This is a genomic window from Amycolatopsis sp. cmx-11-32 (assembly GCF_047608695.1).
Lineage (GTDB): Bacteria > Actinomycetota > Actinomycetes > Mycobacteriales > Pseudonocardiaceae > Amycolatopsis.
In genome coordinates this window covers 204,759-224,880 of record NZ_JADNQN010000004.1, presented here as the reverse complement: position 1 = coordinate 224,880, position 20,122 = coordinate 204,759, and the positions used below count along the sequence as shown (strand labels likewise).

Genomic DNA, 20,122 nt, shown 5'->3' with positions numbered 1-20,122 from the left:
CGTCACCCGGCCGGTCATCCGAGGTCAGTCCTGCGGCAGGAGCACCGTCTTCCCGATCCGGTCCTTGCAGACTTCGGCCGAATAGGCCATCAGCCCACCCGCCTGCGCGTCCCGGAACAGCCGCTGGATCGGCGAAGTGCGCAGGAAGCCCGAGCCGCCGCCGGCTTTCAGCGCCAGCTGCGCGACGTCGCGGGCGATGTCGTTCGCGAGCACCTTCGCCGTCATGGTCGCGGGCAGGAATTCCGGTGAGTTCCGATCCGCCAGCCACGCCATGTTCCGGGAGTACACGCGAGCGGCTTCGAGGCGGGTGTGGACGTTCGCGACCTCGAACTGAAGCCATTGCATTTCGGCGAGCGGCTGCCCGGTCACGGGGATGACGCGGCTCCGGGAATGTGAGATCAGTGCCTCCTCCGCCGCGTCGGCTATCCCCAGTGACAGGAAGGCGAGCCCGGCTCCGATGTGGTTCGGGCGCCGTTCGGTCGAGGGCGGGCATCTGCGGTCTTCCCGCAGTACGGTCCCTTCGAAGGAGACGAGCTGGCTGCGGCTGGCTCGCAGTCCCATCGTGTCCCAGATGGGCACGAAGGTCATCGTGTCGTCCGGTGACACACCGAAGAAGGTGGGCACACCGTCGACGAGCGCGTTGACCAGGAAGTGCTCGGCGGCCTCACAGCCGGAGACGAACCGCTTGGCGCCGGTGAGCCGGAACCCGCCGTCGACGGGCTCGGCGATCTGTTGCGGCATCAGGAACATGTTGCCGCTGCTCGGTTCGGACAGCGCGTTGGCGAACCGCTTGCCCTCGATGAGTTCCCCGGCGTAGAAGCGGCCCACTTCGGGAGCGGACAGCTGGACCAGTCCGACGGCGGCGCCGATGTGCATCACCCAGATGCACGCCGTCGAGGAACAAGCCGCGCTGAGGATCCTGACGATCTCGCCGTAGGACCGATAGCTGAGGCCCTCGCCACCGAACTCCGCGGGCAGGGTCGCCCTGTCGAGCCCGGTCGCATGCAAGGCGCGAAGGTTGGCGATGGGCAACTCGGCTGTTTCGTCGAACTCGGCGGCGCTTGCGGCGAAGTCCTTCGCCAGTTCGGTGACGGTTTCGATCCAGTGGCGTTCGTGGGCGGGCGGGGCGAACGGATGGGCGGGCTCGGTCATGCCCCGCATCATGCCGGAGTCGCGAAGGCCTCCTCACCACGCCGGGAACTGGCGAGGAAACACTGGCTGAGATCGCCCGGTCGGCCGAGCCGGCGAACATCGGCCAGCACACGAGAACCCCTGACCAGCTCGATGACGCCACCGACGCCGTGCGGCGCGCCATCACCCGGTTTCGAGCCGAAGGCGACGTCTGTCATGTCCTCTTCACGATGAATGTCGCCGTCGAGGTACTACCGCGCTTCGGCGGGCCTGTCGAAGCGGTCACCTTGGAGCCGCGATCCTGCACCGCGCCAACCAGTTGGGATTGGGCCGAACGAGCGTCTCCCAGGCCGGTGGGGGCCGCTATGAGACCGAGTTGGCCGAACACCCACCCCGGCCCAAGGTCTCGCCGCGGAAGCCGAGGGCGTCCGCCTGAACTGGACGGAAATGATCGAACTCGCCGACGCGGAGCGGATCTGACGATCGTGGCGAGGACGCTGCAAGTGCCCCGGACGGGGATCGAACCCGCACTGGGTCGATTTTAAGTCGACTGCCTCTGCCAGTTGGGCTACCGGGGCACCGACATCCTAGGCGATGACCATCAGTTCGCCGCCTCAGTACGCCGATACTCGAATCACCGGAGACCGAGCTCATTCCACTCGTCGATTGTCACGTAGCCGGTAGAGCCGCAGAAAGGCTCAAGCGCGCCGGCCACGGTCGTCACGGTCACAAGAGCGAACGCCGCGGTCCAGCCGTTGAGGTTCTGTGGATGATCGTGGACACCGCGGACAAAGTGAGCAGAAACTTGATCGACAAGGCGGCCAGCGGAAACGTCTGTTCCGAGAGCGGGCGTGCGCGTTGTCTCCAAGACATGTTTCGCCAGGTCAACTGGAGCCAGGCCAGTGGCGAGCGGAACGGCGGGTAACGACCTGCACCGACACACCCTGAACGCCGTGAAGGTCTCCTTTCCTACTTTTCAAAGTAGGAAAGGAGACCTTCACGGAACCTACGAACTCAGGACTTCGACAGCCTGTCGAACTCTTCGCGCGGGTTGTTGATCTGGCCGAGCGAGATGACCTCACGCCGGAACAGGCCGCCGAGCATCCAGTCGAACAGGATGCGGATCTTGCGGTTCCACGTCGGCATCGCCTTGAGGTGGTACGCGCGGTGGAAGAGCCAGGCCGGGAAGCCCTTGATCTTCAGGTTCAGCGCGTCGGCGACACCCTTGTGCAGGCCGAGGCTGGCCACCGCACCCAGGTTCTTGTGGTAGTAGTCCTTCGGCTTGCCGCCGCGGATCACCTTGATGATGTTCTTCGCCAGCAGCCGTGCCTGGCGGACGGCGTGCTGCGCGTTCGGCGGGCAGGTCGCGGTCGGGTCCTGCTCGGTGCGTGATAGGTCCGGCACGGCGGCGTTGTCACCGGCTGTCCAGACGTCGGGGTGCCCGACGACCTGCATCGCGGCGGTGGCCTCGACGCGGCCGCGCTTGTCCAGCGGCAGATCCGAACTGGCGAGCACCGGGTTCGCCTTCACACCGGCGGTCCAAATGATCGTGTCGGTGTCGAACTCGGTGCCGTCCGAAAGCACGACGTGACCGTTCTCGAACGACTTCGCCGCTGTCGACAAATAGACCTCGATGCCGCGCTTCTCGAGCTGCTCGACGGTGTACACACCGAGCGTCTCCCGCACCTCGGGGAGGATCCGCCCCGCCGCCTCGACGAGCACCCAGCGGATGTCCTCGACCTTGAGGTTCGGGTAGTAGTGCTCCACCGCGAAGCGGGTCATGTCCTCGAGTTCGGCGAGCGCCTCGATACCGGCGAACCCGCCGCCGACGACGGTGAACGTCAGCAGGCGCTTACGCTGCTCGGGATCGAGCGTGCTGGCGGCCTCGTCCAGCTTCGTCATGACGTGGTTGCGCAGGTAGATCGCCTCACCGATGGTCTTGAAGGCGATGCCTTCCTCGACCAGGCCCGGAATCGGCAGGATGCGTGCGACAGCGCCGAGCGCGACCACGAGGACGTCGTAGTTCAGCTGCTCGACGTGGCCGTCGGCGGCCTCGACCGTGACGGCCTTGCGGTCGTGCTCGATCTTCGTCACCCGTGCGGTGAGCACGTGGCAGCGCTTGAGCACGCGCCGCAGCGGCACGACCACGTGCCGCGGTTCGATCGCACCGGCCGCCGCCTCGGGCAGGAAGGGGGCATAGGTCATGTGCGGCTGCGGGTCAACGACCGTCACGGACGCTTCGTTGGCCCGGAGCATCTTCTGGAGCCCGTACGCCGTGTAGAGCCCGACGTACCCACCACCGAGGACGAGGATCCGTGTCGGTTCCGACTTAACACCAGCCATATTTCTATAGTCGCACCCATCAGCTGAGATCGCTCGGATACCCCATCCCGCTGTGACCAGCGTCGCCACGGTTTCCGCACCGATTCAGTTCAGGCCGGCCGCCGAGGTCGCGGAGGCCAGGACGTCGCACACCATGTCAAGCGTCAGGCGGCCGGTCTGGACATTGCGCTGCGACACGTGGTAACAGCCGAAGAGGCGCAGGTCACCGAGTCTCACCTCGGCTCCGTGTCCGAACTTCGGGCGCGGCGTCGGCACCGTCCAGCCCGCCTCGGCGAGCACCGGCAGCAAGGCCTGCCAGCCGAACGCGCCGAGCACGACGACGGCCTTAAGCGTCGGCCTCAGCAAGGTGAGCTCTTCGGCGAGCCAAGATCGGCAGGTGTCCCGTTCCTCAGGTGTGGGCTTGTTGGCGGGTGGCGCGCATCTCACCGGGGAGACCATCCGGGTCCCGCGCAGTTCGAGACCGTCACCGATATGGGTCGACGTCGGCTGCGAAGCGACACCGACCCGGTGAAGGGCCTTGAACAGGACGTCACCGGAGGGGTCGCCGGTGAACATGCGACCGGTCCGGTTCGCACCGTGCGCCGAGGGGGCGAGGCCGACGATCGCCAGCGACGCGTCCGGCGGGCCGAACCCGGGCACAGGCCGGGCCCAGTAGGTGTCGCCGGCGAAGGCAGCGCGTTTGACCACGGCGATCTCCTCGCGCCACGCGACCAGCCGCGGACAGGCGCGGCAGCCGACGACCTCGGCGTCGAGTTCGGCGACGGTGCGGAACTTCATGACGCCTCTTTCAGTGCGTCGCGGCAGAGACGATCGGCGTGCCGGGTCGTCTCCGGCTGCCGGAACTCCGGACACAACCGCAGTACCTGACGGCAAGCGTTGTCCAGGGAGATCTTGTGGCCGACGGAGACGTAGACGGGCTTCACGCCGTCCTGGGTGCGCAGGACCATTCCGACGACCTCGCCGTCGTCCACCAGGGGTTCCTTGGCGCCACGCTCCCGCCCTGGCTCGCCGTGTTCGCCGATGAAACGGGTCTTGCCGACACCGAGGGTCGGCAAGCCGGTCACGACGCCGACGTGGCACGCCAGCCCGAACCGGCGCGGATGGGCCAGCCCGTGCCCGTCGCAGACCAGGAGGTCCGGGGTGCGCTCGAGCGCGCGCAACGCTTCGAGCAGCGGGGGCAGCTCACGAAAAGCGAAAAGGCCCGGTTCGTATGGGAACGAGACCTCGGAGACGACGGTCCGCTTTTCCACGACGCGGAAATCGGCGGTTTCGAGAGTGACCGCGGCGGCGGCGATGAGACCACTGTCCTCGTCGTAGGCGACGTCCAGCCCGGTGACCGTCACGATCTCTTGTGGACAACGGTCCTCGCGATCGACCAGGCCACGCAGTGTCTCCTGGAGTTCGATCGCTTCGGCGGTCGTGTTCGGGCGATCATGCGTCGTGACGATGTCCACCCGTACAGACTGCCAGTAAGTTGGGACCATGCCGGACACCAATCCCGAGGAAAAGTCCACCGACGAGCAGGACACCCCGTCGGTGGAAACCAAGATCGAGCCGATCGACGACCTGGTCACGACGAAGCACACGCTGACGCTCAAGCGCAGAAAGCTCGCGTATACGGCCCAGACCGGGCGGATCGTGCTGCGGAAGGAGGTCAACACCGACGGCAAGTCCGAAGGCCACAAGGCCAAGGCCGAGGTGTTCGTGACTTCGTACACGCTCGACGACGCGGAACCCGGCACGCGTCCGGTCACGTTCGCGTTCAACGGCGGTCCCGGCTCCGCGAGCGTCTGGCTGCACATGGGCCTGCTCGGACCGCGCCGCGTGCTGTCCGGCGACGTCGACGACCCGGTCGCACCGCCCTACGGGCTGACCGACAACCAGGAAACCCTGCTGGCGCACAGCGACCTGGTGTTCATCGACCCGGTGTCGACCGGCTACTCACGTGCCGTGGACGGCGAGAAGGCCAAGGAGTACCACGGGTACACGGCCGACATCGAGTCCATCGGCGAGGTCATCCGGCTGTGGGTCTCGCGCAAACAGCGCTGGCTGTCGCCGAAGTTCCTGGCGGGCGAGTCGTACGGCACGCTCCGCGCGGCCGGGCTGGCGGCGCATTTGCAGGAACGCCACGGGATGTACCTGAACGGGCTGCTGCTGATCTCGTCGGTGCTGGATCTCGGCACGTTGCGGTTCACTGAGGGCAACGACCTGCCGTACACGCTCTACGTCCCGACGTACGCGGCGATCGCGCACTACCACGGCCTCCACGGCGACCGCCCGCTCGACGACGTCCTCGCGGACGCCGAAGACTTCGCCGCCAAGGAACTCCCCTGGGCTCTCGCGCGCGGCGCGCGTCTATCCACACAGGACCGCGCCGAGGCCGTCGCGACACTCGCTTCCCTGACGGGACTAGGTGAGTCCTATGTGGACCGCGTGAACCTGCGGATCGAGCACGTCCGGTACTTCACCGAGCTGCTGCGGGGAAAGGGTCTTGTCGTCGGCCGGATGGACGGCCGGTTCACCACCTGGGAGCCCGACGGCGGCCGCGAGCACATGAGCGACGATCCGTCGATTTCACGGATCATCGGCGCCTACGCCGCCGGGCTCAACCACTACGTGCGCGCGGAACTGGGTTACGAAAACGACCTGCCGTACGAGGTCCTTTCGACGGACGTGTTCAAGGCCTGGTCGTACTCGGACTTCGAGGGGCGCTCGGTGTCCTCTGTGGACTCCCTCGCCTCGGCCATGCGCGCCAATCCGCACCTTCGGGTGCACGTCGCTTTCGGTCACTACGATGGCGCGACACCCTACTTCGCTTCGGAACACGTCCTTGCGCGCCTGCAGATTCCCGAGGAACTGCGGGAGAACATCGACACGGCGTACTACCCCGCCGGGCACATGATGTACGTGAACGAGGAGTCACGGGTGCGGCAGTCGAAGGATCTGGCGAAGTTCGTGAAAGCCGCTTCGGGGCGGTGACTCACCTTCGTCACCTACTGCCTCGCCTAGTGCTATGAACGGTCCGTTCCTTGCAAATTTCGCAAGGAACGGACCGTTCATAGCACTCTGGCACCGAGTTCTGTCGGTTCTCCGGTTCACGATGTCGACATGTACCTATCCAGAGCTCCGCTTACAGACTCATACCTACGTCAACACAGCCGATACGACGTCATCCGTGTGGCGACCCTGGAGGAACTGGGGGTCACGCAAAGCACGTCGTACCGAAGATGCCAGCCTGGCGGAAGATGGACTCATCTGCTCCCAGGCATCGTCCTTCTCTCGAAGGAACAACCGACCGCGCGACAACGAGTCGAAGCGGCGTTGATGCTCACCGACGGCCTGGGGGTTGTCACCGGCTTCGAGGCCGCGCGACGGTATGGCCTACGCCAGGCCGGACCTCACGGAACCGTCCACGTACTCATTCCCGAACAGCGCAAAGTGCGAAGCGTCAAGTTCACAATCATCGAAAGAACGATCACCATGCCGGAACGTCGCGTGATCGAAGGAGTCCCACTGGCGGCGCCGGCTCGAGCTGTCCTGGACGGCGTTAGGCGTATCCGCGTCCTCGACCCGGTTAGAGCCGTGCTCATCGAAGCCGTTGAGACAGGTCTGTGCACAGTCGATGAGCTGAGCGGCGAACTCGAGTCGGGCAGCAGACGCGGAACGGCCCTTCCGCGTGCCGTGCTCCGAGAGCTAGCGGCCGAGGTCAAGTCGGTACCCGAAGCAGCGGCATTGGCGATTTGGAAGAAAACAGGGCTGCCTCCAGCCGAGCAGAACGTCAAGATCTACGACGCTTCCGGCAACTACATCGGCAAACCCGACTCATGGTGTGATGAGCTCGCCATGGCATGGGAAATCGATTCGTATGCCTTCCACTTCGGCAGGGACGCTTACCGCAAGACTCTCCACCGCAACAATCGATACGCGGCCGCAGGAATCGTCGTCGTGCAAACCTTGCCGTCCCGGATTCGCGACGAGCCGGACAAGGTCATCGCCGAGCTCCGTGCCGCTGCCGAGGCCGCGGCACGCCGCCCGAGGCCAGCCATTTTTGTGGTCCGAAGAGATCGGGCCGCCTGACAGCCCAACCCATCGCGCCATGAACGGTCCGTTCCTTGCAAATTTCGCAAGGAACGGACCGTTCATGGCATCCGGAGAAGCTAAAGCATCAGCCTCGCAGGTACTGGGAACCGCGAGTGACGGCCGACCAGGCGTCGACGGCACCGTGACCGTAGAAGCCGTTGAACGAAGCGTCACCCGTACAAGTGGCGGTGAACGAAGCGTCCCGGCCTTCCTTCAGGTAGTCGACGGTCCGCGGCACCGGGCAGGCGATGTCCGAAGCCGTGCCCTCGAGCACTCGCTGCACCGCGTCCGGGTTCATCCCGAAGTCGCGGGAACCCTTGCCGTAATGCGAAACGATGAGCGCGGCGACACCGGTCGCGTGGGGCGACGCCATCGACGTGCCCTGCAGCCACTGGTAGTAGCCGACCCGTCCGTCGGCGGCGGTCGCCTTCTGGACACCGGCGGTGACACCGTCGGGAGTGATGTTCCCGGCCGCGTCGATGTTGCCTTCCGCGACGCCGACGTTGCGCGGGTACGTCGAGAGGATCTGGTTCTCGACCGTGCGGTACCACGGGGTGCCGAAGTAGTCACGGAAGTAACCACCGGGCGCGGAGACCGAAATCTGCTCGACGCCGTAGTTCGAGTAGTCCGCCTTCGCCTGCGAAGGCCCGAAGGACGAAACGCCGATCGTGTGCGGGCCTTCGATGGGCAGCGAGAGACAGCTCGCGTTGTCGATCGGCCGCGGGTGCGTGCTGTTCGACGGGTAGCCGGGGCTCGTCACGTCCTGCTGCGGAGCGGCGAGGTCGCTGTGCTGGTTGCCCAGCGAGACGACCTGGGTGACGCCCTTGCGGTGCGCGTAGTTCAGCGCACGGGTCGTCGCCTCGATGATGGTGCGCTGCTCGGCTTGCTGCGCGGGCGTGTCCGCCGCGTTCGAGGTGCAGTTGTAGAGCCACGGGTCCGTGTAGAAGCTCATGTTGACGACGTCCACACCGGCGTCGCCGGCGTAGGTGATGGCGTCCACGGTCGACTGCAGGAAGAAGAAGCCCGAGTCCTGCCCGGCGCGGATGTTCACCAGCGTCACGTTCGGCGCGACGCCCGAGACACCGAAGCCGTTCGCGGCGGCGCCGATGGTGCCGGCGACGTGCGTGCCGTGCCCGTTGTCGTCGTGGTCCGCCGGGTCCTTGCAGCCGCGGTATTCACACGGCCCGTCGACGACGGCGCCGTTCACGTCGGAGACGATGTCCTTCGTGAAGTTCCGCGACGCGGCGAGGTCGAAGTTCGGCGCGATGTCCGGGTGGCTCGCGTCGACACCGGTGTCGATGATGCCGACCTTTACCCGCTTGTCGCCCGGCTGTTTGGTGCGCGAAAGGTCCGAACGGACGGACTGGAGACCCCAGAGCTGATCGTCGAGCGGGTCCATGCCGACGGTCTTCGGCTTTGCCGGCTTCTTGGCCGACGCGGCACCGCGGCCCTCCTTCTCGACGACGTTCGGCTTGGGCTTCGCCTTGCCGTTCTTCGGCGCGGTGCCGATCGGCTTCGCTTTGGCCGCACCGAAAACCGAGCGGTCCGCGGAGACCCGTTCGGCGAAACCGTTGGCGGGCGCGGTCGCGGTGACCAAGCCGACAGCGGCGTTGCTCGTCACGACGGTTCCCCCGGCGGCGCGAATCGCCTTTTCCACCGAAGCGACACCTTGCCCTTCACGGGCCAGCACGGAGAATTCGGTCGCCGCCCCGGAAAGCTGCGGCTGCGCGGACGCCGTCGGCGCAGCCACGACAGCGCCGAACAGCGGTACCGCGAGCGCGAAGACGAGAGATCTGGATCTTTTCATTTCCTGCCTCCATAGAAACGATTAACGCAAACCAAGTCCCTACCAAAGTCAAGGAACGACGGTTTTCTCCTCCGCGAAATGGCAGGCGGACAAATGCCCACCGGTCCGCGTGATCAATTCCGGTTCCTGATCCGCGCACAAATCCCGCGCCTTCCAGCACCGGGTACGGAACCGGCAGCCCGACGGCGGATCCAGCGGACTCGGCACGTCCCCTTCCAGGCGGATCACCTGCCGCTGTCCGCGCAGCGCCGGATCCGCGACCGGGACCGCGGACAGCAGCGCCTGGGTGTACGGATGCGACGGATGTTCGTAGATCTCCTCTTCCGTGCCCATTTCCACGATCTTGCCGAGATACATCACCGCGACCCGCGTGGAAAGGTGACGGACAACGGACAGGTCGTGTGCGATGAACACGTAGGAGAGGCCGAATTCCTTCTGCAGTTCACCGAGCAGGTTCATCACCTGCGCCTGGATCGAAACGTCCAGTGCGGAGACCGGTTCGTCGCAGATGATGACCTTCGGCCGCAACGCCAGCGCCCGCGCGATCCCGATGCGCTGGCGCTGCCCGCCGGAGAACTGGTGCGGATAGCGGTTGATGTGCTCGGGATTCAGCCCGACGACGTCGAGCAACTCCCGCACCTTCGCCGCCCGCGATCCCTTCGGCGCCACCTCGGTGTGGATCTCGAAGGGCTCGCCGATGATGTCGCCGACCGTCATCCTCGGGTTCAGCGAGGTGTACGGATCCTGCAGCACGATCTGGATCTCGCGCCGCAACTTCCTGAGTTCGGCTCCCCGCAAGGCGAAGATGTCACGGCCTTCGAAGGTCGCGAGCCCGCCCGTCGGCTCCTCCAGCCGCATCAGCACCTGGGCCAAGGTGGACTTACCGCAACCGGATTCCCCCACCACACCAAGGGTTTCCCCTGGCATGAGATCGAAGGAGACCCCGTCGACCGCTTTCACCTGGCCGATCGTGCGTTTGAAGAGAACCCCGGCCCGCACCGGGAAGTACTTCACCAGGTTCTCGACCCGCAGAATGGGTTCAGACACGACCGCTCACCACCTCGTCGGCGAAATGACAGGCGCTGACCCGGCCGAAACCGAGGGTGTGCAGGGCGGGCCGTTCGGACTCGCACCGGCTCTCCGCCCGCGGGCAGCGCGGATGGAACGGGCAACCGGGCGGGACGTTCAGCAGGCTCGGCGGCAGTCCCTTGATGGTCTCCAGCGTCTGTCCTTTGAGGTCGAGCCGCGGCAGTGAGGCCATCAGCGCCTCGGTGTAGGGATGCCCCGGCGAACGGAACAACTCGGCGACGTCGGCCTGTTCGACGATCCGGCCCGCGTACATCACCGCGATCCGGTCGGCGACCTCGGCGACCACCGCCAGATCATGGGTGATCAGGATCAGCCCCATCCGCCGCTCGGCCTGGATCTCCGCCAGCAGGTCCATGATCTGGGCCTGCACGGTGACGTCCAGCGCGGTCGTCGGTTCGTCCGCGATCAGCAGGTCCGGGTCGAGCGCGAGTGACATCGCGATCATCGCGCGCTGCCGCATCCCGCCGGAGAACTGGTGCGGGTACTCGCGGATCCGCCGGGCGGCGGCCGGGATGCGGACGGTGTCGAGGAGTTCGATCGCCCGCTTGCGTGCGTCCTTTTTGGACATACCGAGCCGGACCCGCAGTTGTTCCTCGATCTGGAACCCCACGGTGAAGACCGGGTTCAGCGCGGAGAGCGCGTCTTGGAAGATCATCGCGATCTCCCCGCCCCGGACCGCACGCCGCCGCTCTTCGGTGGCGGTGAGCAGGTCCTCGCCGCGATAGCGGACGGCCCCACCGGTGACGACGGCGGGCGGGCTGTCGAGGATCCCCATCACCGTCTGCGCGGTCACGCTCTTGCCCGAACCGGACTCTCCCAGCACGGCGAGGGTTTCCCCGGCGCGCACGGAGTAGTCGACGCCGTTGAGCACGGTCGCGACGCCGTCGGACGTACGGAATTCGACGTGGAGGTCTTCCACCTCGAGCAACAGTTCGTCGGACACAGCCGATCACCGGGCCTTCGGGTCGAGCGCGTCGCGGACCCCGTCACCGAGCATGACGAACGCGAGCACGGTGACGGTGACGAACCCGGCCGGGAACAACAGCATGTGCGGGTTCACTCGGAAGTAGTCCCGTGCGTCGCTGATCATCACGCCCCACGAAACGACCGGCGGCCGCACGCCGACACCGAGGTAGGCCAGCGTCGCCTCCGCGCCGATGAACGCGCCGAGCGCGATGGTGCCGTAAACCAGCACCGGTGCGACCGTATTGGGCAGCAGGTGCCGGAACACGATGCGTGGCGTGCTCGCGCCGAGCCCACGCGCGGCCTTGACGTAGTCGAGTTGCTTGGCCACCAGCGTCGCCGACCGCATGATCCGCATCGCCACCGGCCAGCTCAGCGCCGCGATCGAGAACACCACCTGCATGATGATGGTGACCGCGCCGGGGTTCGTGCCCGGGGCGTTGAACGTCGTCAGGATGACGATCGCGCCGAGCACGAACGGCAGCGCCGCGAAGACGTCGCCGATCCGCGAGAACAGGCTGTCGATGAGACGGCCGTAGTACCCGGCGACGATCCCGACGATCGAGCCGATCAGGATGGTCAGCACCGTCGCGAAGACGCCGACCAGCAACGACGCCCGCGCGCCGTGAATGGTCCTCGCGTAGACGTCGTAGCCCTGGTTGTCGTAACCGAACCAGGCGTCCGTGGACGGTCCCTCGTTGGCGTGGGTCAGATCGCTGAACCCGGCCGGACGGGAACTGAACAGATCGGGTGCGATCGCGATGAACACGACGAGCGCGATGATGGCGGCGGAGATGATGAAGGACGGCCTGCGGCGCAACATCCGCCAGGCGTCGCCACCGAGACTGCGTGGCTTGTGCGCCAGCGCCGAATCATCGGCGACACCGGCGGCCGCGATGTCCACAGAGGACACGCCGCCTGCCACGTTCGGGTCAGTCATAACGGATCCTCGGGTCGAGAACGGCATAGAGCAGGTCGACGATGAGACTCACCAGCAGGTAGACGATCACCAGCAGGACGACGACGCCGGTGACGGTGGCGCCCTCCCGGTTCTGGATGCCGCGGAAGATGAGCCCGCCGATGCCGTTGATGTTGAACACGCCTTCGGTGACGATGGCCCCGCCCATGAGCGCGCCGATGTCGGTGCCGATGAAGGTCAGCACCGGGATCACCGAGTTGCGGAGCAGGTGCACACCGACGACCCGGCTGCGTGGCTGTCCTTTCGCGACGGCCGTGCGGACGTAGTCGGCGTGCCGGTTCTCCGCGATACTCGTTCTGGTCAGCCGGGCGATATAGGCCATGGACAGGCTGCCCAGCGCGATGCCGGGCACGATCAGTTCGCCGATCGTGGCGTCCTCGGACACGCTCGCGTCGATGATGCCCAGTTCCGATCCCAGGATGATCTGCAGCACGATCGCGGTGACGAACACCGGGATGGAGATCAGGAACGTGGTGGACATCAACACGAGGTTGTCGAGGAAGCCCTTGCCGCGCAGGCCGGTCAGGATGCCGGCGGATAGCCCGATGATCGCCTCGATGGCCACGGCGATGAGCGCGAGCCGGACAGTCACCGGATAGGCGTTCCCGATCAGCTCGCCGACCGAGACGCCGTTGAAGGTCTCACCCCAGTCGCCGGTGAACAGGTTTCCGAGGTATTTGAAGTACTGGACGAAGATCGAATCGTCGAGGTTGAACTTCGCGGTCATCATCTCGATGTAGGCGGGCGGACAGGCGACCTGCCCGCATTTGCCGGCGAACGGGTCACCTGGCACCGCCCACACGAGGGCGTAGATGAGGAAAGTGGTGCCGAAGAAGACCGGGATGAGCTGAAGCAGTCGTCGGAGGATGTACTGGGACATGGGCGTGCCGTCCTGGGGATCGCGTGGTGGGAGCCGGGGTTCCGGCGGGCCGGGAGCGGTGATCCGCCGCTCCCGGCCCGCACGACCACGCGGTTACTTTGCGGCGACCTCGATGGACGAGTAATCCGCGAGACGGCCGAAGTCGAGCTTCGCGACCTTGAGCCGGTTCGACTTGCCGCCGACGCCCTTCTCCTCCCACACGGGGATCTGCGGCAGGTCCTTCGCGATCAGGTCCTCCGCCTGCTGGTACAGCTTGATCGCGGCCGCCTTGTCGGCGGTCTGGTCCGCCTGCTTCAGCAGCGCGTCGACGGCCGGGTTGTTGTACGTCGAGTCGTTCGACGAACCGATGCTCTTGTAGCGCGGGTTCAGGTAGTTCTCGATCGACGGGTAGTCGGCCGACCAGTCGGAACGGCCCATCCCGGTCAGCTGCCTGCCGTTGACGATGCTGCGCCACTGGCCGAAGTCGGTCGCCGGGACGAAGTCGCATTCGACGCCGAGCGCGTTCTTGATGCTGTTACACGCCGCGACCAGCGGTTCCTTACGGCCGCCGTCCGCGTTCGAGGCGATGGTCAGCTTGCCGGTGTACCCGGACTTCGCCCAGAACTCCTTGGCCTTCACCGGGTCGAACTTGCAGAACTCGCAGACGCCGGGCCGGTAACCCTCGATACCGCGTGAGACATAGCCGTCGGCGGGCGAGTAGGTGTCGTTCATGACGGTCTTGACGATCTGCTCGCGGTCGATGGCGAGCGAGATCGCCTTGCGCAGGTCCAGGTTGTTGTAGCCAGGGACGTAGTATGGGAGCGCGAGCGCGCTGATGCCGAGCAGGTTCCCTTCGACCAGCCGCTCACCGAGGTCGGTCTTGTACTTCCCACCGGCCTTCGCCGCCGGCGGGAGCGCCTCCATGAAGTCGAGGCGGTTGCTCAGCAGGTCCTGGTACGCGGTTTCCTGGCTGGTGTAGATGCGGACTTCCAGATCCTTGAACTTGACCTTGTCCTCACCCTGGTACTCGTCGTACCGGGTGAGCTTCATGTTCTGGTTCGGTGTGCGCGAAACGAACTTCAGCGGTCCGTTTCCGATCGGGGCCTTGGCGAACGCCTCCGGGTCGGCGAAGAACTTGTCCGGCAGCGGCGCGAAAGCGAGGTAGCCGATCTTGGTGGCGAACACGGAGAACGGCCCCTTGAGGGTGACCTGGAACTCGTAGTCGTTCACGACCTTGAGCCCGGACATCTCCTTGACCGCCGGCTCCTTGGCGCTAATCTCGTCGTAGCCCTGGATCTGCTCGAAGAAGGACGCGTTCTGCATGCCGTTCTTGCCGTTCGCGCTGTAGTTCCACGCGTCGACGAAGTTCTTCGCCTTGACCTCGGTCCCGTCGTGGAACTTCCAGCCCTTTTTGAGCTTGATGTCGAAGACCTTCGAATCGGTCGTGGTGATCGATTCGGCCATCAGGTTGTACGGCTCGGCGGTGTCGGATTTGTAGCCGACCAGCGCCGAGAAGACCGGCTTGAGGGCTTTGGACCCACCGAGTTCGTTGGTGTTGGCGGGAATCAGCGAGTTTTCCGGCTCGGTGCCGTAGACCGAGACCGCCGCGTTGGCGTCGGCGGCACCGGACCCCTTGTCTTGACTGGACCCACCACCTCCACAGGCCGTCAGCAGCAGGGCCGCCGTGGCCACCACCGCCGTCGCTCCCCAGAACCCGCGTGAAGCCCGCATGTCCCCTCCAACTCTCGTCGTCGGATAGTCCGGCGGGCGCTGGTCGCGCCCTACCGCCCAGAAGGTGAGACGACGCTATGGGACAGGTGAACCCGATCACAGTGCGTTGGTGTTGCAAATGTGTGACGGTGTGCCGGACCACCCGGTCAGAGCACAACGTTGGTAGGAACCAAGCTCCGCCGAATGGGTCAATCCGGACTGGAGGTCACCGCTTGATCACCTAAAGAAATGGCTTCACGTAAGAGAAAACCCGCCGTTCAGGCCAGCGACAGCGCGATCCCGTCGAGGATGTCGTGCTCGGAGATCACCAATTCGCCGGGACCACTGCGTGTGGCGAACTGCTCGGCCAGTACCTGCACGATCACCGAACCGCCGCCGATGACGTCGACCCGGCCAGGGTGGATCACCGGGTTCGCGGCGCGGGTCGCGTGGTCGGCGGTCAGCAGCGACTGCGCGACACGGTCGATGTCGGCGTGGGAGAGCTTCGAAAGGTGAGTGCGCTCGGAGTCGTACTCGGACAGCCCCTGCGCCACGGCGGTCAGCGTCGTGACCGTCCCGGCGACACCGATCCACGTCTTCGCGGTCGAAACGTCCACGACGTCGAAGGCCTCGGTGAGCACCTTGGCGGCCAGCTCCCGGGCTTCGGCGATCTCGGCCTCGGTCGGCGGGTCGGACTTCAGCGCGCGTTCGGTGATGCGGACGCAGCCGATGTCGACCGATTTGGCCGCGATGACCTCGGCCTGGCGGCCGTCCCAGGTACCGACCACGAGTTCGGTCGAACCGCCGCCGACGTCGACCACCACGAAGGGGCCGTCGTCCGGATCCTGCTCGCCGACAGCGCCGGTGAAGGACAGCCGGGCCTCTTCGTCGCCGCTGATGACTTCGGCCTCGACGCCGAGCACCTCGCGTGTCATCGCGAAGAACTCATCGCGGTTGCTCGCGTCACGGGTCGCCGACGTCGCGACCATGCGGACCTTCTCCGCCCCCTTGCGACGCGCGGCGACCGTGTAGTCGGCCAGCGCCTCGCGGGTGCGCTCGAGCGCCTCGGGAGCCAGCTTGCCGGTGGCGTCCACGCCCTGGCCGAGGCGGACGATCCGCATCTCGCGGTGCAGGTCGCGCAGGTCGACCGTCCCGTCGTGGCGGGGGGTCAGCTCGGCGACGAGCAGGCGGATGGAGTTGGTTCCACAGTCGATCGCGGCAACACGAGGCATGCTCCGAGCTTAGACAATGCCGATCAAGTGGGGCCGGTGGCTTTGCTGGTCGGTGACGTCACTGTCGTGGTCGTTGTGGTCGTCGTCGGCGAGGTACAGGTCGGCGGCGGTTTTGGGGTTTGGCTCGTGCTCGTCGGGCTCGTGCTCGAAGTCTGGACCGTCTCCGTCACGGTGACCGGCGAGCACGGCGGCGGCTTCGGGGTCGTCGTCGTCGATTTCGACGACGAGGGTGAATTCGTCCCCGGCAAGGTCGACGAAGGCGGCGGCGTCACCGAACCGGGCGGCGTCGACGGCACTGGAGGCGGTGGAACCGAGGTGGGCGGCGGTGCGGCGGCGGCGTTCGGGGCACCGACGGGCACCTTGCTGTCCGGTGTCGGCATCACCCCCGTGCGGTAGGCCTCGGCCCAGATCAGCACGGTGTTCACGTAGGTGTCGGAGTGGTTGTAGCGGAACACGGCCGCGCGCAGCTGATCCGGTTTGGACAGATCGAGCCCGCCGGAGCACAGGTACCGGCCGGTGCCCAGCGCCGCGTCGAAGATGTTGTTCGGGTTGGACTCGCCGTCGCCGTTGCCGTCAGAGGCGTAGCCCTTCCAAGTCGACGGGATGAACTGCGTCGGGCCGACGGCGCGATCCCAGACCGTGTCACCGTCGAACTTGCCGCCGTCGGAGTCCGGGATGGCCGCGAACGGACCGGCGCCGTTGAGCTGCGGGCCCAGAATCGGTTCGAGGGTGTTGCCCTTGGCGTCGACGAATCCGCCGCGCGCGTGGTTGGACTCGATCCGGCCGATACTCGCGATCAACGCCCAGTCGATATGACAGCCGGGCTGTTCGGCGATGAGGACGTCGGCGGCGTTGCGGTACGCGGCGAGCGCGGTGACCGGGATGCCGAGCGGTCCGTTGGGGAGTTCGTCCGCGGGGAGCGGGAGCGGGGTCGGCGCGTTCGGCAGGCTGCCGTCGACGCCGATCTGCTGGACGAGCGGGTTCTTCGGGTCATAGCCGCCGACGAGGGCGACGTTGTCGGAGTGGATCGTGCTCGCCGTCGCGGCCCAGCTGCCCGCCCCGACGACCGCGGCACCGGCCGGGACGATGGCGAGGACCCCTCCGGTCACCGCGGCGATCGTGCGGTGCCGGAGACAGAGCCTCCGGACATGACCGGCCACCGCGCCTGGCACGTGCCTCACGCGCATACCTCAGAACCCTCCCGGCGGATCACGACTCGGCGATCCGTTATTTGCCCACCCCGACCACCCACACCTGGTACCCAGCCTGCCGCATGCGGTGACCGGTTTCACCCCATTGGGGCGGACCAGTTGGTCGATATCGGGTGAATTAACCCACCTGGAGGAACTATCTGTATAGCGGGGGCAGGCGTTACCCCTGGCAGTCACCCGACGGCCACCCGTTCGCCTTAAGCAGCGCGAGGGTTTCGTCCCCGAACGGGTTCACCCCTGGACCGACGGCGAGCGTGTGCGCCAGGTGGACGTGCAGGCACTTGACGCGTCCGGGCATCCCGCCCGCGCTGACCTCGTGGCCGAGCGAGTCGATGGCGTCGCGTTCGGCGAGGTAGCTCTCGTGGGTCCGCTGGTAGGCGGACGCCAGCTCGGGATCCTCCGCGAGCCGGTCGGTCATCTCCTTCATCAGCCCGGACGCCTCGAGCGTGCCGACCAACGAGGTCAGCTTCGGGCAGGTCAAGTAGTAGAGCGTCGGGAAAGGGGTGCCGTCGTCGAGGCGGGGGCTGGTCTGCACGACCGACGGGTGGCCGCTCGGGCAGCGCGCGGCGACGGCGCGCAGCGCACGGGGTGCCCGGCCGAGCTGGTCCGCGATGATCTCGCGGTCGGCGTCGGTCACAGGCTCATAAGAGGACTTTTCCGTGCTGTTCACGCCCATAAGGCTAACCGGGGCGGGGAACTCAATCGCCCGCGACCTGGGCCCACAGCTTCTCGTACCAGGAGCCCGCGGGCACCGGTTGCTGGCCTTGCGGCTGCCCCTGCTCGGGCGCCTTGTCCTCGGGGAGCTGCACGATGTACGGCGTCTCGCCGGGCTTCACGAAACCGAAGCGCTTACGGGCCTCCGCCTCGATCTGCGCGGGGTCACTCAGTTCGGCCTTGCGACCTTCCAGGGTGGCGACACTCCGCTGCAGTTCGGACTGCAGCTGCTGCTGCTCGATCACTTCGGACTTCTGGCTGAGGTACGTGCGCAGCGGGACGGCGATGGTGAACGCCAGCGCGCACACCACGATCGCCACCACCGCGGCCCGGCGGGTGGTGGACATGCCGAGCACCTTCGCGGCACCCGATGCCCTCTTCGCCGCCAGGCTGCGGCGCAGCCGGGTTCGGGTGCGGACCTCCGTCGTCGTGGTTCGCCGGGCGCGCTCCGGCCGGCGGCCCCTGCTGGAGCCGCCGCCGGTCGCGCGCCCGCTACGACGGGTCCGCGCCCTCCCCCGGTCCGCCATCATCTCTATCGCGCCGACCGCGATCGCGCTGCCAGGGCGCGGCGTTCCGCAACCAAGCCCGGCGAGCACGTGAAGGGCGCCCTGCCATCGCGATAGCGGGGCCTACCGGCGGAACGGCGCGACTTCAAAAGATCGAAAACCACTTCCGGTTCACCCCTCCGGGCTGAACCGCGGGAAGGCGAGGTCGCCGGCGTAACGCGCCGCGTCGGCGAGGGTCTCCTCGATCCGCAGCAGCTGGTTGTACTTGGCGATCCGCTCACCGCGCGCCGGGGCGCCGGTCTTGATCTGGCCGACACCGGTCGCGACGGCGAGATCGGCGATGAAGGTGTCCTCGGTCTCGCCGGACCGGTGGCTCATCATCGACTTGTAGCCGTACGAGGTGGCCAGCGAGATCGCGTCGAGGGTCTCCGACAGCGTGCCGATCTGGTTGACCTTCACCAGCAGCGCGTTGGCGGCGCGGCGGGTGATGCCCTCTTCGAGGCGGTCCGGGTTGGTGACGAACAGGTCGTCGCCGACGATCTGGACCTTCTCGCCGACCTCGGCGGTCAGCTGGACCCAACCGTCCCAGTCGTCCTCGCTCAGCGGGTCCTCGATGGACACGAGCGGGTAGTCGCGCAGCAGTTCGGCGTAGTAGGCCGACATCTGCTCGGCGCTCTTCTTCGCACCTTCGAAGGTGTACGCGCCGTCGGAGAAGAACTCCGTCGCGGCGACGTCGAGCGCGAGCGCGATGTCGCGGCCCGGGGCGTATCCGGCCTTCTCGATCGCCTGAAGGATCAGATCGAGCGCTTCACGGTTGTTCTTCAGGCTGGGCGCGAAGCCACCTTCGTCGCCAAGGCCGGTGGCCAGGCCGCGGCCCTTCAGCACCGACTTCAGCGAGTGGTAGACCTCGGTGCCCCAGCGCAGGGCCTCGCGGAACGACTCGGCGCCGATCGGCGCGATCATGAACTCTTGGATGTCCACCTCGGTGTCGGCGTGCGCGCCACCGTTGAGGATGTTCAGCATCGGCACCGGCAGCACGTGCGCGTTCGGCCCGCCGAGGTAGCGGAACAGTTCCAATTCGGCGGAATCGGCGGCCGCCTTCGCGACGGCGAGCGAAACGCCGAGGATGGCGTTCGCGCCGAGGCGCCCCTTGTCCGGCGTGCCGTCGAGGTCGACCAGCTTCTGGTCGACGATGCGCTGGTCGACGGCGTCGGTGCCGACCAGGTCCGGGCCGATCTCGTCGAGGACGGCCGCGACCGCGCGCTCGACACCCTTGCCGTTGTACCGGCCGGTGTCGCCGTCACGCAGCTCGACGGCTTCGTGTTCGCCGGTGGACGCACCCGAGGGGACCGCGGCCCGCGCCAGCGTGCCGTCGTCGAGGGCCACCTCCACTTCGACCGTCGGGTTGCCTCGCGAGTCCAGAATCTCGCGAGCGCCTACCTGCTCGATGAGCGCCACGCCATGCTCCTCATGTGGGTTGTGCCTGCGGTGACCGGCC

At 66.6% G+C, this 20,122-nt stretch carries 18 protein-coding genes and 1 tRNA gene; 2 read left to right on the top strand and 17 right to left on the bottom strand.

From position 1 onward, the window contains the following. Positions 1-24 precede the first annotated feature (24 nt). The 6 genes from ACM6LR_RS13530 to nfi form a co-directional block, all read right to left on the bottom strand. Entirely contained in the window at positions 25-1,152 is a 1,128-nt protein-coding gene (locus ACM6LR_RS13530) for an acyl-CoA dehydrogenase family protein (RefSeq protein WP_414939842.1), read from the bottom strand. 8 nt (positions 1,153-1,160) lie between these two features. After that, on the bottom strand, positions 1,161-1,349 hold the full coding sequence (locus ACM6LR_RS13525) for a hypothetical protein (RefSeq protein WP_414939841.1): 189 nt from the start codon (positions 1,347-1,349) through the stop codon (positions 1,161-1,163). 286 nt (positions 1,350-1,635) lie between these two features. Next, positions 1,636-1,709, bottom strand: a tRNA-Leu gene (locus ACM6LR_RS13520). Positions 1,710-2,145: 436 nt separating this feature from the next. Next, entirely contained in the window at positions 2,146-3,474 is a 1,329-nt protein-coding gene (locus tag ACM6LR_RS13515) for an NAD(P)/FAD-dependent oxidoreductase (protein WP_076159416.1), read from the bottom strand. Positions 3,475-3,558: 84 nt separating this feature from the next. Beyond that, a complete protein-coding gene (locus ACM6LR_RS13510) occupies positions 3,559-4,251 on the bottom strand; it encodes a uracil-DNA glycosylase (protein WP_414939840.1) in 693 nt (230 codons plus the stop codon). Further along, the gene (nfi, locus tag ACM6LR_RS13505; RefSeq protein ID WP_414939839.1) at positions 4,248-4,928 is read right to left on the bottom strand and encodes a deoxyribonuclease V; all 681 of its coding nucleotides are present in this window, start codon (positions 4,926-4,928) and stop codon (positions 4,248-4,250) included. The genes ACM6LR_RS13510 and nfi overlap by 4 nt, the downstream gene beginning before the upstream one ends. Positions 4,929-4,956: 28 nt before the next feature. Here nfi and ACM6LR_RS13500 point away from each other — a divergent pair, with 28 nt between their 5' ends. Both ACM6LR_RS13500 and ACM6LR_RS13495 read left to right on the top strand, forming a co-directional pair. Next, on the top strand, positions 4,957-6,453 hold the full coding sequence (locus tag ACM6LR_RS13500) for a S10 family peptidase (protein ID WP_414943896.1): 1,497 nt from the start codon (positions 4,957-4,959) through the stop codon (positions 6,451-6,453). Between the two features lie 345 nt (positions 6,454-6,798). Then, positions 6,799-7,551, top strand: coding sequence for a hypothetical protein (locus ACM6LR_RS13495; protein ID WP_414943895.1), 753 nt, complete (start codon positions 6,799-6,801; stop codon positions 7,549-7,551). An 88-nt stretch (positions 7,552-7,639) separates the two neighbouring features. Here ACM6LR_RS13495 and ACM6LR_RS13490 read toward each other — a convergent pair whose 3' ends face one another. From ACM6LR_RS13490 to eno, 11 genes are all read right to left on the bottom strand, one after another. Continuing rightward, positions 7,640-9,361 (bottom strand): S8 family serine peptidase, encoded by a 1,722-nt coding sequence (locus ACM6LR_RS13490; protein ID WP_414943894.1) that lies wholly within the window; start codon positions 9,359-9,361, stop codon positions 7,640-7,642. Between the two features lie 48 nt (positions 9,362-9,409). Beyond that, positions 9,410-10,408, bottom strand: coding sequence for an ABC transporter ATP-binding protein (locus tag ACM6LR_RS13485; RefSeq protein WP_414939835.1), 999 nt, complete (start codon positions 10,406-10,408; stop codon positions 9,410-9,412). Then, the gene (locus ACM6LR_RS13480) at positions 10,401-11,393 is read right to left on the bottom strand and encodes an ABC transporter ATP-binding protein (protein WP_414939834.1); all 993 of its coding nucleotides are present in this window, start codon (positions 11,391-11,393) and stop codon (positions 10,401-10,403) included. Before ACM6LR_RS13480 ends, ACM6LR_RS13485 begins: the two co-directional genes overlap by 8 nt. A gap of 6 nt (positions 11,394-11,399) precedes the next feature. After that, positions 11,400-12,353 carry an ABC transporter permease gene (locus ACM6LR_RS13475; RefSeq protein WP_414939833.1) on the bottom strand — a complete coding sequence of 318 codons (954 nt, stop codon included), beginning with the start codon at positions 12,351-12,353 and terminating at the stop codon, positions 11,400-11,402. Next, entirely contained in the window at positions 12,346-13,272 is a 927-nt protein-coding gene (locus tag ACM6LR_RS13470) for an ABC transporter permease (protein WP_076159395.1), read from the bottom strand. The genes ACM6LR_RS13475 and ACM6LR_RS13470 overlap by 8 nt, the downstream gene beginning before the upstream one ends. A 93-nt stretch (positions 13,273-13,365) precedes the next feature. Then, positions 13,366-14,982, bottom strand: coding sequence for a peptide ABC transporter substrate-binding protein (locus ACM6LR_RS13465; RefSeq protein WP_414939832.1), 1,617 nt, complete (start codon positions 14,980-14,982; stop codon positions 13,366-13,368). A 257-nt stretch (positions 14,983-15,239) separates the two neighbouring features. Next, complete coding sequence (locus ACM6LR_RS13460; RefSeq protein WP_414939831.1) at positions 15,240-16,193, bottom strand: exopolyphosphatase; 954 nt, start codon at positions 16,191-16,193, stop codon at positions 15,240-15,242. A gap of 23 nt (positions 16,194-16,216) precedes the next feature. Next, positions 16,217-17,380 carry a lytic transglycosylase domain-containing protein gene (locus tag ACM6LR_RS13455; protein WP_414939830.1) on the bottom strand — a complete coding sequence of 388 codons (1,164 nt, stop codon included), beginning with the start codon at positions 17,378-17,380 and terminating at the stop codon, positions 16,217-16,219. Positions 17,381-17,564: 184 nt separating this feature from the next. Further along, positions 17,565-18,080, bottom strand: coding sequence for a DUF501 domain-containing protein (locus ACM6LR_RS13450; RefSeq protein ID WP_414943893.1), 516 nt, complete (start codon positions 18,078-18,080; stop codon positions 17,565-17,567). 22 nt (positions 18,081-18,102) lie between these two features. Further along, positions 18,103-18,465 (bottom strand): FtsB family cell division protein, encoded by a 363-nt coding sequence (locus ACM6LR_RS13445; protein ID WP_414939828.1) that lies wholly within the window; start codon positions 18,463-18,465, stop codon positions 18,103-18,105. Positions 18,466-18,795: 330 nt separating this feature from the next. Next, positions 18,796-20,082: a phosphopyruvate hydratase gene (gene eno, locus ACM6LR_RS13440; RefSeq protein WP_414939826.1), complete on the bottom strand. Its 1,287-nt coding sequence runs from the start codon at positions 20,080-20,082 to the stop codon at positions 18,796-18,798. Between the last annotated feature and the right edge of the window lie 40 nt (positions 20,083-20,122).

What these genes read in the sequence shown, in the direction of transcription:
- ACM6LR_RS13530 (WP_414939842.1), bottom strand. Translation starts at nt 1,152, where the DNA reads ATGACCGAGCCCGCCCATCCGTTCGCCCCGCCCGCCCACGAACGCCAC.
- ACM6LR_RS13525 (WP_414939841.1), bottom strand. Translation starts at nt 1,349, where the DNA reads ATGACAGACGTCGCCTTCGGCTCGAAACCGGGTGATGGCGCGCCGCAC.
- ACM6LR_RS13515 (WP_076159416.1), bottom strand. Translation starts at nt 3,474, where the DNA reads ATGGCTGGTGTTAAGTCGGAACCGACACGGATCCTCGTCCTCGGTGGT.
- ACM6LR_RS13510 (WP_414939840.1), bottom strand. Translation starts at nt 4,251, where the DNA reads ATGAAGTTCCGCACCGTCGCCGAACTCGACGCCGAGGTCGTCGGCTGC.
- ACM6LR_RS13500 (WP_414943896.1), top strand. Translation starts at nt 4,957, where the DNA reads ATGCCGGACACCAATCCCGAGGAAAAGTCCACCGACGAGCAGGACACC.
- ACM6LR_RS13495 (WP_414943895.1), top strand. Translation starts at nt 6,799, where the DNA reads ATGCTCACCGACGGCCTGGGGGTTGTCACCGGCTTCGAGGCCGCGCGA.
- ACM6LR_RS13490 (WP_414943894.1), bottom strand. Translation starts at nt 9,361, where the DNA reads ATGAAAAGATCCAGATCTCTCGTCTTCGCGCTCGCGGTACCGCTGTTC.
- ACM6LR_RS13475 (WP_414939833.1), bottom strand. Translation starts at nt 12,353, where the DNA reads ATGACTGACCCGAACGTGGCAGGCGGCGTGTCCTCTGTGGACATCGCG.
- ACM6LR_RS13470 (WP_076159395.1), bottom strand. Translation starts at nt 13,272, where the DNA reads ATGTCCCAGTACATCCTCCGACGACTGCTTCAGCTCATCCCGGTCTTC.
- ACM6LR_RS13465 (WP_414939832.1), bottom strand. Translation starts at nt 14,982, where the DNA reads ATGCGGGCTTCACGCGGGTTCTGGGGAGCGACGGCGGTGGTGGCCACG.
- ACM6LR_RS13460 (WP_414939831.1), bottom strand. Translation starts at nt 16,193, where the DNA reads ATGCCTCGTGTTGCCGCGATCGACTGTGGAACCAACTCCATCCGCCTG.
- ACM6LR_RS13455 (WP_414939830.1), bottom strand. Translation starts at nt 17,380, where the DNA reads ATGCGCGTGAGGCACGTGCCAGGCGCGGTGGCCGGTCATGTCCGGAGG.
- ACM6LR_RS13450 (WP_414943893.1), bottom strand. Translation starts at nt 18,080, where the DNA reads ATGGGCGTGAACAGCACGGAAAAGTCCTCTTATGAGCCTGTGACCGAC.
- ACM6LR_RS13445 (WP_414939828.1), bottom strand. Translation starts at nt 18,465, where the DNA reads ATGTCCACCACCCGCCGGGCCGCGGTGGTGGCGATCGTGGTGTGCGCG.